16 protein-coding genes are annotated in these 14442 nt (G+C 51.1%); 13 read left to right on the forward strand and 3 right to left on the reverse strand.

Annotation, left to right across the window (positions count from 1 at the left end):
- Nucleotides 1-3: 3 nt before the first annotated feature.
- The 10 genes from infA (at nucleotide 4) to ACFQO0_RS08030 (ending at nucleotide 6766) form a co-directional block, all read left to right on the forward strand.
- A complete protein-coding gene (infA, locus tag ACFQO0_RS07985) occupies nucleotides 4-222 on the forward strand; it encodes a translation initiation factor IF-1 (protein WP_014004414.1) in 219 nt (72 codons plus the stop codon).
- Nucleotides 223-258: 36 nt separating this feature from the next.
- Nucleotides 259-372, forward strand: a complete 114-nt coding sequence (rpmJ, locus tag ACFQO0_RS07990) for a 50S ribosomal protein L36 (RefSeq protein ID WP_012081231.1) — start codon at nucleotides 259-261, stop codon at nucleotides 370-372.
- Between the two features lie 29 nt (nucleotides 373-401).
- Nucleotides 402-767, forward strand: coding sequence for a 30S ribosomal protein S13 (gene rpsM, locus ACFQO0_RS07995; protein WP_112990612.1), 366 nt, complete (start codon nucleotides 402-404; stop codon nucleotides 765-767).
- 43 nt (nucleotides 768-810) lie between these two features.
- Nucleotides 811-1215: a 30S ribosomal protein S11 gene (gene rpsK, locus ACFQO0_RS08000; RefSeq protein ID WP_011872507.1), complete on the forward strand. Its 405-nt coding sequence runs from the start codon at nucleotides 811-813 to the stop codon at nucleotides 1213-1215.
- A 170-nt stretch (nucleotides 1216-1385) separates the two neighbouring features.
- Nucleotides 1386-2009 carry a 30S ribosomal protein S4 gene (rpsD, locus tag ACFQO0_RS08005; RefSeq protein WP_382233465.1) on the forward strand — a complete coding sequence of 208 codons (624 nt, stop codon included), beginning with the start codon at nucleotides 1386-1388 and terminating at the stop codon, nucleotides 2007-2009.
- A 94-nt stretch (nucleotides 2010-2103) separates the two neighbouring features.
- A complete protein-coding gene (locus ACFQO0_RS08010; RefSeq protein WP_382233466.1) occupies nucleotides 2104-3081 on the forward strand; it encodes a DNA-directed RNA polymerase subunit alpha in 978 nt (325 codons plus the stop codon).
- 145 nt (nucleotides 3082-3226) lie between these two features.
- Nucleotides 3227-3622, forward strand: coding sequence for a 50S ribosomal protein L17 (gene rplQ / locus ACFQO0_RS08015; RefSeq protein WP_112990616.1), 396 nt, complete (start codon nucleotides 3227-3229; stop codon nucleotides 3620-3622).
- A gap of 201 nt (nucleotides 3623-3823) precedes the next feature.
- Entirely contained in the window at nucleotides 3824-4165 is a 342-nt protein-coding gene (cutA, locus tag ACFQO0_RS08020; protein WP_382233467.1) for a divalent-cation tolerance protein CutA, read from the forward strand.
- Nucleotides 4166-4244: 79 nt separating this feature from the next.
- A complete protein-coding gene (gene dsbD, locus ACFQO0_RS08025) occupies nucleotides 4245-5996 on the forward strand; it encodes a protein-disulfide reductase DsbD (RefSeq protein ID WP_382234073.1) in 1752 nt (583 codons plus the stop codon).
- Between the two features lie 131 nt (nucleotides 5997-6127).
- Nucleotides 6128-6766: a peroxiredoxin gene (locus ACFQO0_RS08030; protein WP_382233468.1), complete on the forward strand. Its 639-nt coding sequence runs from the start codon at nucleotides 6128-6130 to the stop codon at nucleotides 6764-6766.
- 76 nt (nucleotides 6767-6842) lie between these two features.
- Here the strand turns inward: ACFQO0_RS08030 and ACFQO0_RS08035 are convergent, their stop codons facing one another.
- The 3 genes from ACFQO0_RS08035 to yihA all read right to left on the reverse strand — a co-directional run bounded on the left by ACFQO0_RS08035 (nucleotide 6843) and on the right by yihA (nucleotide 10043).
- Nucleotides 6843-7958 (reverse strand): magnesium transporter CorA family protein, encoded by a 1116-nt coding sequence (locus tag ACFQO0_RS08035; RefSeq protein WP_382233469.1) that lies wholly within the window; start codon nucleotides 7956-7958, stop codon nucleotides 6843-6845.
- Nucleotides 7959-8107: 149 nt separating this feature from the next.
- Complete coding sequence (gene hemB, locus ACFQO0_RS08040) at nucleotides 8108-9121, reverse strand: porphobilinogen synthase (protein ID WP_382233470.1); 1014 nt, start codon at nucleotides 9119-9121, stop codon at nucleotides 8108-8110.
- 199 nt (nucleotides 9122-9320) lie between these two features.
- Nucleotides 9321-10043, reverse strand: coding sequence for a ribosome biogenesis GTP-binding protein YihA/YsxC (gene yihA / locus ACFQO0_RS08045; protein ID WP_382233471.1), 723 nt, complete (start codon nucleotides 10041-10043; stop codon nucleotides 9321-9323).
- A 158-nt stretch (nucleotides 10044-10201) separates the two neighbouring features.
- On the opposite strand from yihA, the gene ACFQO0_RS08050 reads away from it, so the two are divergent.
- The 3 genes from ACFQO0_RS08050 to ccsB all read left to right on the forward strand — a co-directional run bounded on the left by ACFQO0_RS08050 (nucleotide 10202) and on the right by ccsB (nucleotide 14427).
- Nucleotides 10202-10858, forward strand: coding sequence for a c-type cytochrome (locus tag ACFQO0_RS08050; protein ID WP_382233472.1), 657 nt, complete (start codon nucleotides 10202-10204; stop codon nucleotides 10856-10858).
- Nucleotides 10859-11003: 145 nt separating this feature from the next.
- Entirely contained in the window at nucleotides 11004-13127 is a 2124-nt protein-coding gene (locus tag ACFQO0_RS08055; protein ID WP_382233473.1) for a cytochrome c biogenesis protein ResB, read from the forward strand.
- Between the two features lie 148 nt (nucleotides 13128-13275).
- Nucleotides 13276-14427 (forward strand): c-type cytochrome biogenesis protein CcsB, encoded by a 1152-nt coding sequence (gene ccsB, locus ACFQO0_RS08060; RefSeq protein WP_382233474.1) that lies wholly within the window; start codon nucleotides 13276-13278, stop codon nucleotides 14425-14427.
- Nucleotides 14428-14442 lie beyond the last annotated feature (15 nt).

Below are 14442 nucleotides of genomic sequence, written 5' to 3' on the forward strand. Positions count from 1 at the left end.
CGAATGGCAAAAGACGACGTAATCCAAATGCAGGGGGAGATTCTAGAAAATCTCCCAAACGCGACATTTAGAGTCAAGTTGGAAAATGGGCACATAGTGCTCGGTCATATTTCAGGAAAAATGCGCATGAACTATATTCGCATTCTGCCTGGTGACAAGGTGACGGTAGAGTTGACACCTTATGATCTGAGTAGGGCACGTATTGTGTTCCGTACTAAGTAACTTTAAAACGAATCAACTGTAAGAAAGAGGGCAAAAATGAAAGTGCTCGCATCAGTTAAGCGGATCTGCCGCAACTGTAAGATCATCAAGCGCAAGGGCGTCGTTCGAGTAATTTGCATCGAACCGCGTCATAAGCAGCGCCAAGGTTAATTTAACGTTATTGATTTGAGGAATAACGAATGGCACGTATCGCAGGGGTAAACGTACCCAATCATCAACATACCGTAATCGGTCTGACCGCTATTTATGGTATTGGCCGCCCACGTGCGCAAAAAATTTGCGACACAACAGGTGTTCTGACCACTAAAAAGGTCAAGGATCTGGACGATAACGAGCTCGAAAAGCTGCGCGATGAAATTGCAAAATTCATCGTAGAAGGCGATCTGCGTCGTGAAATTTCGATGAACATCAAGCGCCTGATGGACTTGGGTTGCTATCGTGGTATGCGTCACCGCAAAGGCTTGCCTTGCCGTGGTCAACGTACACGCACAAACGCTCGTACTCGCAAGGGTCCGCGTAAAGCAGCGCAATCGCTGAAAAAATAATCCAAGCGCAGTTTGACTAGTCGTCGGATTCAAGGAAAGAATTATGGCAAAAGCACCTAATAACGCCGCAGCAGCACGTGTGCGTAAAAAAGTTAAAAAGAACGTTGCTGAAGGCATCGCGCACATTCACGCGTCTTTCAATAACACCATCATCACGATCACCGATCGTCAAGGCAATGCTCTGTCATGGGCAACGTCTGGCGGTGCCGGCTTTAAAGGTTCGCGTAAATCGACCCCGTTTGCAGCGCAGGTTGCAGCCGAAGCCGCTGGTAAAGTCGCGATCGAATGCGGTATCAAGAACCTTGAAGTGCGTATCAAAGGCCCAGGCCCAGGTCGTGAATCTTCGGTTCGTGCATTGAACAATCTTGGTATCAAAATTACCCAGATTCAAGATGTCACACCAGTGCCACATAACGGTTGCCGCCCACCTAAGCGTCGTCGTATATAAGCATTTGTTTCAACGGACGTAGTTGTGCCGTTATCTACCCGCCAATGACCTTGGCGGGTTTTGTTCTTAGTAAGCCCACCGTCTGATTGCAGATTTGTCAGACTAGCGCTCAATGAATTGGTTTTCGTCAGAAGATTCATTCGGGGCGTCATCATTTAAAGGAAATTCTCGTGGCACGTTATATTGGACCTAAAGCAAAACTCTCCCGTCGTGAAGGTACCGACCTTTTCCTGAAAAGCGCGCGTCGTTCGCTTGACTCGAAATGCAAACTTGATTCGAAACCTGGTCAACATGGTCGCACCTCTGGTGCTCGTACCTCTGACTATGGCAATCAATTGCGTGAGAAGCAAAAAGTAAAACGTATGTACGGCATCCTGGAACGTCAGTTCCGCCGCTACTTCGCTGAAGCTGATCGCCGTAAAGGCAACACCGGTGAAACACTGTTGAAATTGCTCGAAACGCGTCTCGACAACGTCGTTTACCGTATGGGCTTTGGTTCGACTCGTGCTGAAGGCCGTCAATTGGTTTCGCACAAAGCGTTCACCGTCAACGGTATCGTTGTCAACATCGCTTCGTACCAAGTGAAACCAGGCGACGTCGTTGCTGTTCGTGAAAAATCGAAGAAGCAAGTGCGTATCGTTGAAGCTCTGTCGCTGGCTGAACAAATCGGCATGCCTACATGGGTAGCGGTTGATTCGAAGAAAATGGAAGGTACTTTCAAGTCCGTTCCAGATCGTAGCGAAATCGCCGCAGACGTCAACGAATCGTTGATCGTCGAACTGTATTCCCGTTAATTTTGAATTCCGGGCCCACCATCTGGTGGGCTTTTTTCGTCATGCCATCAGCCTTATCGGTGTAATGAGCCGAGGGTATTGAAAAGGACATTTCATGCAAAACAGTTTGTTGAAGCCACGTATTATTGAAGTCGAAGTACTCGGTGCAGGTCACGCCAAAGTCGTGATGGAACCGTTTGAACGCGGCTATGGCCACACCTTGGGTAACGCACTGCGTCGCGTCTTGTTGTCTTCTATGGTTGGCTACGCGCCGACAGAAGTCACGATCGCCGGTGTCGTTCATGAATATTCGTCACTCGACGGCGTGCAGGAAGACGTCGTGGATATGTTGTTGAATTTGAAGGGCGTTGTGTTCAAACTGCACAATCGCGACGACGTCACACTGATCCTGAAAAAAGAAGGCGAAGGCGCTGTTCTCGCATCCGACATCGAGTTGCCGCATGATGTTGAACTGATCAATCCAGACCACGTGATTGCTCATTTGACCGCTGGCGGCAAACTCGACATGCAGATCAAAGTCGAAAAAGGCCGTGGCTATGTGCCAGGTAACGTTCGTCGCTTGTCGGAAGATACCAACAAAACCATCGGTCGCATCATTCTCGACGCATCGTTTTCGCCAGTTCGCCGCGTTTCCTACGCAGTTGAATCGGCTCGCGTTGAACAACGTACCGATCTGGACAAACTCGTGATCAACATCGAAACCAACGGCGTGATCACACCTGAAGAAGCGATTCGTCAATCGGCGCGCGTTCTGGTTGATCAGTTGAATGTGTTTGCTGCGCTGGAAGGCACAGAAGCACCTGCAGATGCACCTTCACGTGCACCAGCAGTTGATCCGATCCTGTTGCGCCCAGTTGATGATCTGGAACTCACAGTTCGTTCGGCTAACTGCCTCAAAGCAGAAAACATTTACTACATTGGCGATTTGATCCAACGTAGCGAAAACGAGCTGCTCAAAACGCCTAACCTCGGTCGGAAATCCTTGAATGAAATCAAGGAAGTATTGGCTTCCCGTGGTTTGACATTGGGTATGAAACTCGAAAACTGGCCTCCAGCCGGTTTGGAGAAGTAATTTTTACTGGGGCAGAGGAAACTCTGTCCCAGTAAATTTGTAGTAGAATCTGCCGTCTTAAAAAATATAGATACCGGTCCGCGACATTGCTTATGCAATTCGATAGAAGAACTGGATTTAAACTCAAAAACTGAAAGGAATTACCATGCGTCACCGTCACGGCCTTCGTAAATTAAATCGTACTTCTTCCCATCGCCTCGCAATGTTGCGCAACATGACTGTTTCGCTGCTGCGTCACGAAGCAATCAAAACCACATTGCCAAAAGCTAAAGAGCTGCGTCGCGTGATCGAACCGATCCTGACCCTCGGCAAAACCGACAGCCTGGCTAACAAACGTCTGGCATTCAACCGTCTGCGCGATCGCGAAATGGTTGTCAAACTGTTCGCTGAATTGGGCCCACGTTACGCAAATCGTAACGGTGGCTACCTGCGTATCCTGAAAATGGGTTTCCGCGCTGGTGACAATGCACCTATGGCATTCATCGAATTGGTTGATCGTCCAGAAATCACAGAAGCTGTAGAAGACAATACCGGCGATTAAGTCGACCCGCAAGTAATCGCAAACGCGATTGCAAGTACAAAAAGCCAGGCATTGCCTGGCTTTTGCTTTTGTGGCGCGACTTCGATGTGAGCTTGTTTGTGGCAAGATAGAGGCCTTTTACGCACGAGTAGATTCGTCCTAGTGTAATGATAGCGTCTTCGCACTTTTAATCTATCAACACTTCACCGTGTTGCTTTCATCATGTCGCTCATGCCTCAAGTCTTGCTGGTTTTAACGAACGTACCAAACGAGGAAGTTGCAGAACAATTGGCGCGCCAGATAGTCGAACGGCGGCTGGCTGCCTGCGTCAACATCCTGCCAGCGATACGCTCCGTCTATCGCTGGGAGGACCAAGTCGAGGCGACGCAAGAGGTGGCTATCCACATCAAGACGATCGCTGCGCGCTACGCAGAACTCGAAGCAACCATCAAGGAAATGCATCCGTATGCAGTGCCTGAAATTATCGCTGTACCGATTACTGATGGCTTGCCGGCATATCTTGATTGGATCACGCGGGAAACGAGCAAGGAACGGAATGTTTAAGTATGTGTTGTCGATAGTGAGCGCCTTGCCCGGTTGCGGTAAGCAGGGCGGGATGATCTCTCGAGCGGGGGCAGCCTTTATGCGCGCTATCGCTTTGTGCGTAGTACTGGTTGGGTTGCCTTTCACTGCGCACGCCGAGGAAGATTTTCTTGCACCTGAAGTAGCATTCAAGTTTTCCGCTCAGATGGCGGATGCGCAAACGATAGCGGTCACTTATGCCATCGCTGATGGTTACTACATGTATCGCGAACGGTTTGCCTTCAAGGCGAGTAATGCGAGTCTGGGCGAGCCACAGATCCCTTCCGGAAAGATCAAGTTCGATGAGACGTTCCAGAAAAATGTGGAAACCTATCGCAATAGCGTGACGATACGCATCCCGGTTCAGGCCGACGGCCGTTTTACCCTGACTGCCACGAGTCAGGGGTGTTCGGACAAAGGCTTGTGCTACTCGCCTATGGATTCCCAAGCATCGCTGGCGGCTCAAGGTGGTGTGACTGGCAACGTGCCGCAGAGTATGGAAGTGTCACCTTTGAGTGAAGGCCCGGGCACGCGCGTGGTACTAGATTCAGACATGGGGCGCATCGAGCGCTCGCTGCAGAGCGGGAAATTGCTGGCCATACTGCCACTTTTCCTGTTGCTGGGGCTGGGTCTGGCATTTACGCCCTGCGTGCTGCCTATGGTGCCTATTTTATCCAGCATCATTGTCGGTGAAGGGGCGCAGGTAAAGCGTAGTCGAGGTTTGTTGTTGGCCGGTCTGTATTCGCTCGGCATGGCACTGGTTTATACGTGCCTGGGAATTGCCGCAGGATTGATCGGCGAGGGGTTATCAGCGGCACTGCAGAATCCGTGGATGTTGAGCGCATTCGCTCTCTTGATGGTCGGCCTCGCATTATCGATGTTCGATGTTTACCACTTGCAAATGCATACATCGGTGCAAAGAAAGCTAACGCATGCATCCTCGAAACAGACAGCTGGAAAACTAGTCGGTGTTTTTGCGATGGGTGCCCTGTCCGCCTTGATTGTAGGGCCATGCGTTGCCGCACCGTTGGCGGGCGCGCTGGTTTATATCAGCCAGACGCGTGACGTCATCATAGGCGGTGGCGCCTTGTTTGCGATGGCGATCGGGATGAGTGTGCCGCTACTACTGGTGGGTGTGTCCGCAGGCGCGCTTCTGCCCCGTGCAGGATCGTGGATGAATGCGGTCAAGCGCTTCTTCGGTGTCTTGATGCTGGGACTTGCCATCTGGATGATCTCGCCTATTATTCCTGATGCTGTGCAAATGATCGGCTGGGCCGCGCTGGGAATTGCTTATGGCGCTTATTTGCTATGGGCGGCAAAGGGGCGCTGGATCTCCAAAGCAGTCGGCCTGGTGTTTGCCGCACTGGGATTGGTGCAGTTGGTGGGTGTGACTACGGGCGGCCGTGATGCGCTGGCACCATTAGCGCATATGCGTAAAGACAGCGCTGAGCACGCAGACTTCACGCGCGTCAAAACCGTCGCTGATCTGGATGCGGCCATAGCGAAAGCGCATGGTAAAAACGTCATGCTGGATTTCTATGCGGACTGGTGCGTGTCCTGTATCGAGATGGAAAAGCTGACTTTTACTGATCCCCGTGTGCAAAGGCAATTCGCTGATATGGTATTGCTGCAGGTTGACGTTACCGCCAACGATATGCACGACAAAGAGTTGCTGCGCCGATACAATTTATTCGGGCCACCGGGCATTATTTTCTTTGACAAGAATGGCCAGGAAATTCGTGGTGGGCGCGTGATCGGATTTCAAAAAGCGGATAAATTTACCCAATCGCTGGCGCTGATCAAACAGTTCTAAATTTGGCGGGCATGACGTCCTCGCCGGATCATAGCTTCTTGTTATTTGTATAGTTGATATCTGTCGTTGGAAAAGCGGTCTGACGCAGCTATAGTCAGACTTTCATGATTGCCATTGCAAAGGAGAAAAAAATGACTTTACGCTTGGGTGACATCGCCCCTGATTTCGAGCAGGATAGCTCGATCGGGAAAATCAAGTTTCATCAATGGGCTGGCGACTCCTGGATAGTTTTGTTTTCGCATCCTGCTGATTTCACGCCGGTATGCACAACCGAACTCGGTTTGACAGCCAAACTGAAAGCAGAATTCGACAAGCGCAACGTCAAGGCGATTGCGCTCTCCGTCGATCCGGCTGACAAGCATTTGGAATGGATCAAGGATATCGAAGCGACGCAAAAAACCGTTGTTGGTTTTCCTATCGTTGCCGATGCGGATAAATCGGTTGCCACCCTGTATGACATGATTCATCCAAATCAATCGGCAACGGCAACAGTACGCTCAGTGTTTATCATTGATCCGCAAAAGAAAGTGCGCCTGACATTGACTTACCCCATGAGCGTAGGACGTAACTTCGATGAAATATTGCGTGTGATTGATGCCTTGCAATTGACGGATAGTCATACAGTGGCCACACCAGGTAACTGGCGCGACGGTGATGATGTGATCATTCCATTGACGATTCAGGATGAAGAAGTCATCAAACAGAAATTCCCCAAAGGCTACAAGGCTGAGCGCCCTTACTTGCGTCTGACGCCGCAGCCAAATAAATGAGCTGCATAAATATTATGTGTTGCTAAATAAAAAAGCGTCCGTTCAAGGACGCTTTTTTATTGTGAGCGCTTGTTACTCAATGTCGCCCGCGCTCATTATCCGATCTTCTATCTTCCAGATAACGTCTGCGGCGGAAGAATATCAGCAGGCCGACGACGATCACGACCATCAACCCCATCGCGATCCAGAAACCCGATCGATCCTGCAGCAAAGGCATATCCACAAAGTTCATGCCAAAGATGCCGGTGATGACCGTGAGCGGCATGAAGAGCGCAGTAATGACTGTCAGCGTGCGCATGATCTCGCTGGTACGGTGCGCCATCGCAGAGAAATGGATTTGAACCGCTGACTCTATCGAGGCTTCCAATCTGCGCGCATGGTTCAGCACGCGATTGATATGTTCCATGACATCGTGCACGCGCACCAGAAGTAAATCTTGTGCGCGATTATTGGCACCTTGATTGTTGTCTACCAGGTAGTCGCGCAACTCCTGCAATGCATCGTGTTGCTCTTCGCACAGGTGATCGAGTTTGCGCAATTCTATGCGGGCATCCAGCAAGGCGGTCCAATCCTGAAACGCGCGACGCGGATTGAGAAGCGCGCGCTGCCAGCGATCGATTTGTCCAGTCAGCGGCTGGCGCAAATCGAGATACTGATCGACCATCGCATTGAGCAAGCGTAGCGCCAGTTCGGCCGGCGAAGTCGGCGGGCGATTGTGTTGCGTATTTCCCTCCGGTTTGTACTTGTACTCTAGCAGCCGCGCCCGGGTTGCTTCTATCGTGCGACTGTTCGCTGCGTGTACGGTAACCAGTGCCCGCCCCATCAATAAAAATGTGACAGGTTGCGTCATTAATTTACTGAGCGCGGGCGGGATTTTGCGTCTTTCATCGTCATCGATATTGCTTTCTACGGATGGCAAATCAGCATTGAAGGATAGCTTGCGAAACACAACCATGGCGTAATCTTGCGTCGAATCAAAGTACGAAGGATGTTTTTGATTGATGACATCCTGCAGATGCAAGTCGTAGATGCGGGTCGCGGTTGCATGCTCAATCGCATTGCGCCACAACTCGGGATTGTTGGCGACTTCATCGTGGGTCGCATCTATCCATAAAAAGCCCGTTTCAGGCACGGCATAAGGTACATCGCCGACAAGGGTCACCTGATGCTCACCGATTTGATAAATATTCATGGGTAGCATGCTTTCCAAAAATGGCAGTGATGCGCGAATAAGCTGGGAATGCTTACCGGCCGATCAGTATTGTGGCTGGCTGAATCCGCCTCGCGCCAAAATAGTACGCGTGGATTGCGCGTCAGCAGCAGGATTTCGGATGTTCTTAATCAGCCAAGTTTCAAACGTCGGGCAATATCGCGCGCAAAGTATGTCAGCACGCCATCAGCACCTGCGCGCTTGAAGGCCATCATGGATTCCATCATGGTTTTGTCATGGTCGAGCCAGCCATTTTGCGCAGCCGCTTTGATCATCGCGTATTCGCCGCTGACCTGGTATGCAAAGGTGGGTACCTTGAACTCATCCTTAACGCGGCGCACGATATCCAGATAAGGCATGCCTGGTTTAACCATCACCATGTCTGCACCTTCGGCGATGTCGAGTGCAACTTCACGCAAGGCTTCATCGCTATTGGCCGGATCCATCTGATAAGTGGCTTTGTCGCTTTTCCCCAGCGTGGCGGACGAGCCGACTGCATCACGGAACGGGCCATAGAATGCCGATGCATACTTGGCCGAGTAGGCCATGATGCGCGTGTAGATATGGTGATGTGCTTCAAGCGCATTGCGTATGGCGGCGATGCGGCCGTCCATCATGTCCGACGGCGCGACAATGTCGACACCTGCCTCGGCTTGCGTCAGCGCCTGGCGTGTCAGAATCGCGCAGGTTTCGTCATTTAACACATAGCCGCTCGCGTCCAGCACCCCATCCTGACCATGGCTGGTGTAGGGATCCAGCGCGACGTCGGTCAAGATCCCGAGTTCAGGAAAACGCTTTTTCAACTCGCGCACTGCGCGCGGCACCAAGCCGTCCGGATTGGTCGCTTCGATGCCATCCGGTGTTTTTAGCGAGGCATTAATAACAGGAAAGAGTGCGAGGACAGGAATGTGCAGGCCTACGCATTCTTCAGCGACGCCGAGCAGCAAGTCAACCGAAAGGCGCTCCACGCCAGGCATGGAAGAAATCTTTTCGCGATGGTTTTCGCCTTCCGTAATAAACACCGGGTAGATCAGATCGGCCGGCGTCAATACGTTTTCTCGCATCATTGCGCGCGAGAAGGCATCCTTGCGCATACGTCGCATACGTAAGGCTGGAAATTGTGCGTTGGATAATAATTTGGACATGGCCGTCTTCAGCAAAGATGAGGTTGGTTAAAAAAGCGATCAAATAAATGAAACTTTTTGATCACGTGCTCGTCCTAGTAGTAGATGCTTTGCATCTCCCGCTTCTCCTCCCTGAGCGGGGCCAGGTCGTACTATGCGATATGGCGTTATTGCCCTGGAGATACTCCCCTTTCTCCAGGGCTTTTTTTTTGTCTTTTTATTACTCGTGCAAGTCATTCTCGCTCGCGGATGATGCGGGTGGCAAGTCTTTGGCGTCAGCATCATTCAATCCCAGTAACTCCAGAATTTTTTGATCGGCTTCTTCTATGCCGGTGCGCTTGAGCGCGGAAAATAATTGCGCAGTAAATGGAAACGGTTGTCCTTCTGCATCCACATAGCTGGCCAGAATGGTACGTGCAGTGCGCAACGCATTGGTTGATTCATTTCTGTTTAATTTATCCGACTTCGTCAGTATGCAGTGGATCGGTTTTCCCGTAGGAGCAAACCATTCCAGCATCTGGATATCGAGATCGGTAAAAGGTCGGCGCGAGTCTATGATCAACACCAGCGCGGCGAGTTGTTCGCGACGCTGAACGTAATCGCCGAGCAATTCCTGCCAATGCAGTTTTGCCGAGCCGGATACCTGTGCATAGCCATAGCCGGGTAAGTCGACCAGCAAGCCGCGTATCTCTTCGACTTTGGTTTCATCTTTTCGGTGTTGCCCGACCTGCGCGCCACCGATAGAAAAGTAATTGATATGTTGTGTGCGCCCCGGTGTTTTGGAGGCGAAAGCCAGCTTTTTCTGGTTGGACAGAATGTTGATGGCGGTAGACTTTCCGGCGTTGGAGCGGCCGGCAAAAGCGATTTCAGGGACTTGCGTATTTGGCAAATCACGGAGATGATTCACCGTGGTGAAGAAGCGGGCTTGCCAAAGTAGGGACATAGGATGTGCAGAAAATGCAAAGGTGTGGCAAAAATGCCGGAAAGCTATTGTACAATAAGGGGTTGCGCTTGTTGCACTGCAGTAGGGAAAGCGTATCGGTTGTAACAAAAAACGTCGCCAATAAGGCAGATTTTAATACTAAGTCTCAGGGTGTCTGAATGAATCGTATTTGTTTACCAATCGTAAAATCCTTGTGCATTTCGCTGCTGGCAATCGCTTCCGTTGCACATGCGGCCGAAGAAAAAAAGGTCGTCAAGGCCGATGCTGCCAAAGGTGAAGCGCTGTACAACACAGGTGATGCCACACGCAACATAACAGCTTGCATCGCTTGTCACGGCGCAGCAGGCAATTCTTCGATTGCGGAGAATCCCACTCTGGCGGGGCAGCATGGCGCTTATATTCACAAGCAATTAGTCAGTTTTAAAAGTGGCGAACGCAAGAATGCCATCATGGCACCTATCGCCAAAGGCATGACTGAAGAAGATATGCAAAACCTGATTGCTTATCTGGCGAAGTCGAAACCGACACCGGGCGCAGCCAAAAACAAAGACACAGTAGAACTGGGCAAGAAGATTTTCCGCGGTGGTATCGCAGAGAAGAATGTTCCTGCCTGTGCAGCTTGCCACAGCGCCAACGGTGCCGGTATGCCAGCACAGTTTCCGCGTTTGGCTGGTCAGCATCAAGCTTACACAACAGCGCAGCTGATGAGCTTCCGTGCGGATACGCGCAAGAACGACCAGATGAACAAGATCGTGAAGCGGATGTCTGATGAGGAAATTCAAGCTGTATCAGATTACGTCGCCGGCTTGAAGTAATAAACAAATTGCCAGGGTATGAATAGAGAGGGGTGGCCAAGGCTGCCCCTTTTTCTTTTCAAGAGTAATCGATGTCGTGCAGGCAACTCAAGATGGCATCGCTGCATGGTTGGCACGTGTCTGGATCAGGTTTTAGGATGATGGAATGACGAGCGAGACCGAAACAAATACTGGCGGTTGGGAATTACAAACCAGCCGTCGCTGGTTGGCTGATGCAGTTGAATTGTTGTCTTCGATGCGCTTTGCGATCAGCTTGCTGACACTGATTTCAATCGCCTCGATTATCGGGACCGTACTCAAGCAGAACGAGCCAATGACGAATTACGTCAATCAGTTTGGGCCTTTCTGGTTTGAAGTGTTCGCCAAGTTCAATCTGTACGCGCTTTATTCGACGTGGTGGTTCTTGCTGATTATGACCTTCCTGGTGATCTCTACATCGCTGTGCCTGATTCGCAATGCACCCAAGATGTTGAAGGACATGCGCAGCTGGCGTGAAAATGTGCGCGAACAATCATTGCGCAATTTCCATCACAAGGCGGAATGGCACAGCAAGCTTGCACGTACTGCATTGATGAAGCAAACCCTGGTCAGAATTGCTGCGCACGGCTACAAGGCCAAGGTTGTCGAGAAAGAAAATGCAACCCTGATCGCGGCAAAGCAGGGTGCGGCGAACAAGTGGGGTTATATCTTTGCGCATAGCTCCATCATTATTATTTGTGTCGGAGGTTTGCTGGATTCCGAGTTGCCGATTCGCATACAGAAACTGATCTTTGACAAAACGCCGTTTTCCGGCAATGGCGTGATTTCACAAATTCCTGCTCAGCATAGGCTGGGTTTGGGCAATCCAACCTTTCGCGGCAATACGCTCATTCCTGAAGGCAGTAGTAGCAGTACAGCCATCATTCCGCAGCAGGATGGCGTGCTGATTCAGGATTTGCCATTCACGATCCAGTTGAAAAAATTCGTCATCGATTACTACTCGACCGGCATGCCGAAGTTGTTTGCCAGCGATGTCGTTGTGACCGATCACGAAAACGGCAAGGTATTCGCTGCCACCATCAAGGTAAACGAACCGCTGATCTATCGCGGAGTGGCGGTCTATCAATCCAGTTTTGAAGATGGCGGCAGCAAATTGAAGTTGTCTGGTTACCCGATGCGGGGGCTGGGACATGCGGCGTTTTCCATGCAGGGCGAAGTAGGTGGTACGTCGGCACTGGGCGCGGATAAGGGCGGCGATCACACGATTGAATGGTCGGGTTTCCGCGCATTCAACATCGAGAATATGGCGCAGAACGGACAGGATGTGCGTGCCGTTAATCCGAAACAGGGTTTCATGGCATCCGGTCTCGACAAGCATCTCGGTTCGGCCGCCAAGAATGCGAACAACAAGGATTTGAAAAACGTCGGCCCTAGCGTGCAGTACAAGTTGCGCGACAAGAACGGCCAGGCGCGCGAATACAGCAACTATATGCAGCCTGTGCTGGTCGATGGCGCTTATGTATTTCTCGCCGGTGTGCGCGAATCTCCGGCAGAACCATTCCGCTTCCTGCGTATTCCGGCGGATGATAACGATACAGTGGAAGAGTGGATGCGCTTGCGCGCGGCTATCCTGAATCCGGATTTGCGTGCTTTGGCTGCGCAACGTTACGCCAAACGCGCATTGTCCGATGCGCGTACAGACGCCGCAGGATTGCGGGCGCAATTGCAGGCATCGTCGTTGAAAGGCTTGACGATTTTTGGTGGTGACGCGCAAGAGGCTGGCTATATTGCCGTTTCAAAATTTCTTGAAAAGATTCCTCCGCAGGATCAGGAAAAAGCTGCAGATATTTTCATGAAAATTCTGAATGGCAGCCTGTGGGATCTGTGGCAGGTTGCACGTGAAAAAGATGGTTTGAAAGCAATCGAGCCTGATGAAAAACATGGGCGCTTTTTGCAACTGGCGACGAATGCTTTTTCCGATGCATTTTTTTATGGCGCACCGGTTTACCTGCAGTTGCAAGGTTTCGATGAGGTCAAGGCGTCGGTGCTGCAGGTAACGCGTTCGCCAGGCAAAAATATTGTTTACTTTGGTTGCCTGCTGCTCGTTCTCGGAGTTTTCTCGATGTTTTATATACGTGAACGTCGCCTCTGGGTCTGGATCAGATCAGAAGCCGATGGCAGTTCCCATGCGTTGATGGCTGTGAGTTCGCAGCGCAAGACGATGGATTTCGAAAAAGAATTTGAAGTCTTGAAGCAGCAATTATTGCAATCCGGACCAGCGCAGAAATAGCAGGCGGACTCGACTATACTGAGTCGCGTTTTTAAATCTAACGCAAACCGAAGTGCGCCGAACTCGTAGCAAGAAATGAGGACTGCGCTTTTCACGCGCGACGCAAGATGCTCTTGCAAGTCGTCAGCAGTTATTACGGAGAATCGTCATGGATGTAGTGCAAGATCAGATATATACACAGCCGCGGGGGTTTTTTAAGCGACTGACCGTCATTGACTGGCTGTATGGCGCGGCCTTGCTGGTAGCGTCACTGTTTGCGTTGAATCGCTTCGGCCATCACATGGATATCTACGAAGAAGTGATTCTGGTCATGGCTGCGCCGACATTCGCCTGGCTGGGCTGGCACTGGAAATCCGTCCGTTGGCTGATGGCATTGCTGGCTGTCCTCGCCTTGTCGGCGATTGCGATGTATGACGGTTCGTTGGCGATGGGCGAGCAGAAATTCTTCCTGAAATATTTGCTGTCCAGCCAATCGGCCATCCTGTGGATGAGTACCTTGTTCCTGTTGTCGACTGTATTCTATTGGGGCGGTTTGATCGCGCGTTCGCAAACTGGCGGCTCGATCGGCAGCAAGCTGTGCTGGGCTGCAGTCATCATGGGTTTTACCGGCATGCTGGTGCGCTGGTATGAGTCTTACCTGATCGGTGCCGATGTCGGCCACATTCCTGTTTCCAATCTCTATGAAGTGTTCATCTTGTTTTGCATGATCACAGCCTTGTTCTATTTGTATTACGAACAGGTATATGCAACATATCAATTGGGGCCATTTGTATTGCTGGTGATTAGCGCGGCCGTTGGCTTCCTGATTTGGTATACCGTGAGCCGCGACGCATCGGAAATCCAGCCGCTGGTCCCTGCCTTGCAAAGCTGGTGGATGAAAATTCATGTGCCGGCCAACTTCATTGGCTATGGCACTTTCTCATTAGCCGCCATGGTGGCGGTTGCCTATCTGTTGAAATCTCACGGCATGCTAGTTGACCGATTGCCTGCGCTCGAAGTGCTGGACGATGTGATGTACAAGGCGATCGCCGTCGGTTTCGCTTTCTTTACGATTGCCACGATTCTGGGTGCCTTGTGGGCGGCCGAGGCGTGGGGTGGTTACTGGTCGTGGGACCCGAAGGAAACCTGGGCCCTGATCGTCTGGCTCAACTACGCATCATGGCTACATATGCGGTTGATGAAGGGTTTGCGCGGCAGGGTTGCCGCATGGTGGGCGGTTGTCGGTCTGCTGGTCACAACGTTTGCTTTCCTTGGCGTGAATATGTTCTTGTCAGGTTTGCATTCCTACGGAGAGTTATAAGACCGGCGTTTGCAT

The organism is Herminiimonas aquatilis, assembly GCF_042665175.1.
In the GTDB taxonomy this organism is placed as follows: Bacteria; Pseudomonadota; Gammaproteobacteria; order Burkholderiales; family Burkholderiaceae_D; genus Oxalicibacterium; species Oxalicibacterium aquatilis.

What these genes read in the sequence shown, in the direction of transcription:
- hemB (WP_382233470.1), bottom strand. Translation starts at nt 9,121, where the DNA reads ATGTCCAAATTATTATCCAACGCACAATTTCCAGCCTTACGTATGCGA.
- cutA (WP_382233467.1), top strand. Translation starts at nt 3,824, where the DNA reads ATGTCGCTCATGCCTCAAGTCTTGCTGGTTTTAACGAACGTACCAAAC.
- ACFQO0_RS08010 (WP_382233466.1), top strand. Translation starts at nt 2,104, where the DNA reads ATGCAAAACAGTTTGTTGAAGCCACGTATTATTGAAGTCGAAGTACTC.
- ACFQO0_RS08055 (WP_382233473.1), top strand. Translation starts at nt 11,004, where the DNA reads ATGACGAGCGAGACCGAAACAAATACTGGCGGTTGGGAATTACAAACC.
- ACFQO0_RS08030 (WP_382233468.1), top strand. Translation starts at nt 6,128, where the DNA reads ATGACTTTACGCTTGGGTGACATCGCCCCTGATTTCGAGCAGGATAGC.
- rpsK (WP_011872507.1), top strand. Translation starts at nt 811, where the DNA reads ATGGCAAAAGCACCTAATAACGCCGCAGCAGCACGTGTGCGTAAAAAA.
- rplQ (WP_112990616.1), top strand. Translation starts at nt 3,227, where the DNA reads ATGCGTCACCGTCACGGCCTTCGTAAATTAAATCGTACTTCTTCCCAT.
- ACFQO0_RS08035 (WP_382233469.1), bottom strand. Translation starts at nt 7,958, where the DNA reads ATGAATATTTATCAAATCGGTGAGCATCAGGTGACCCTTGTCGGCGAT.
- dsbD (WP_382234073.1), top strand. Translation starts at nt 4,245, where the DNA reads ATGCGCGCTATCGCTTTGTGCGTAGTACTGGTTGGGTTGCCTTTCACT.
- yihA (WP_382233471.1), bottom strand. Translation starts at nt 10,043, where the DNA reads ATGTCCCTACTTTGGCAAGCCCGCTTCTTCACCACGGTGAATCATCTC.
- infA (WP_014004414.1), top strand. Translation starts at nt 4, where the DNA reads ATGGCAAAAGACGACGTAATCCAAATGCAGGGGGAGATTCTAGAAAAT.
- rpsM (WP_112990612.1), top strand. Translation starts at nt 402, where the DNA reads ATGGCACGTATCGCAGGGGTAAACGTACCCAATCATCAACATACCGTA.
- ccsB (WP_382233474.1), top strand. Translation starts at nt 13,276, where the DNA reads ATGGATGTAGTGCAAGATCAGATATATACACAGCCGCGGGGGTTTTTT.
- rpmJ (WP_012081231.1), top strand. Translation starts at nt 259, where the DNA reads ATGAAAGTGCTCGCATCAGTTAAGCGGATCTGCCGCAACTGTAAGATC.
- ACFQO0_RS08050 (WP_382233472.1), top strand. Translation starts at nt 10,202, where the DNA reads ATGAATCGTATTTGTTTACCAATCGTAAAATCCTTGTGCATTTCGCTG.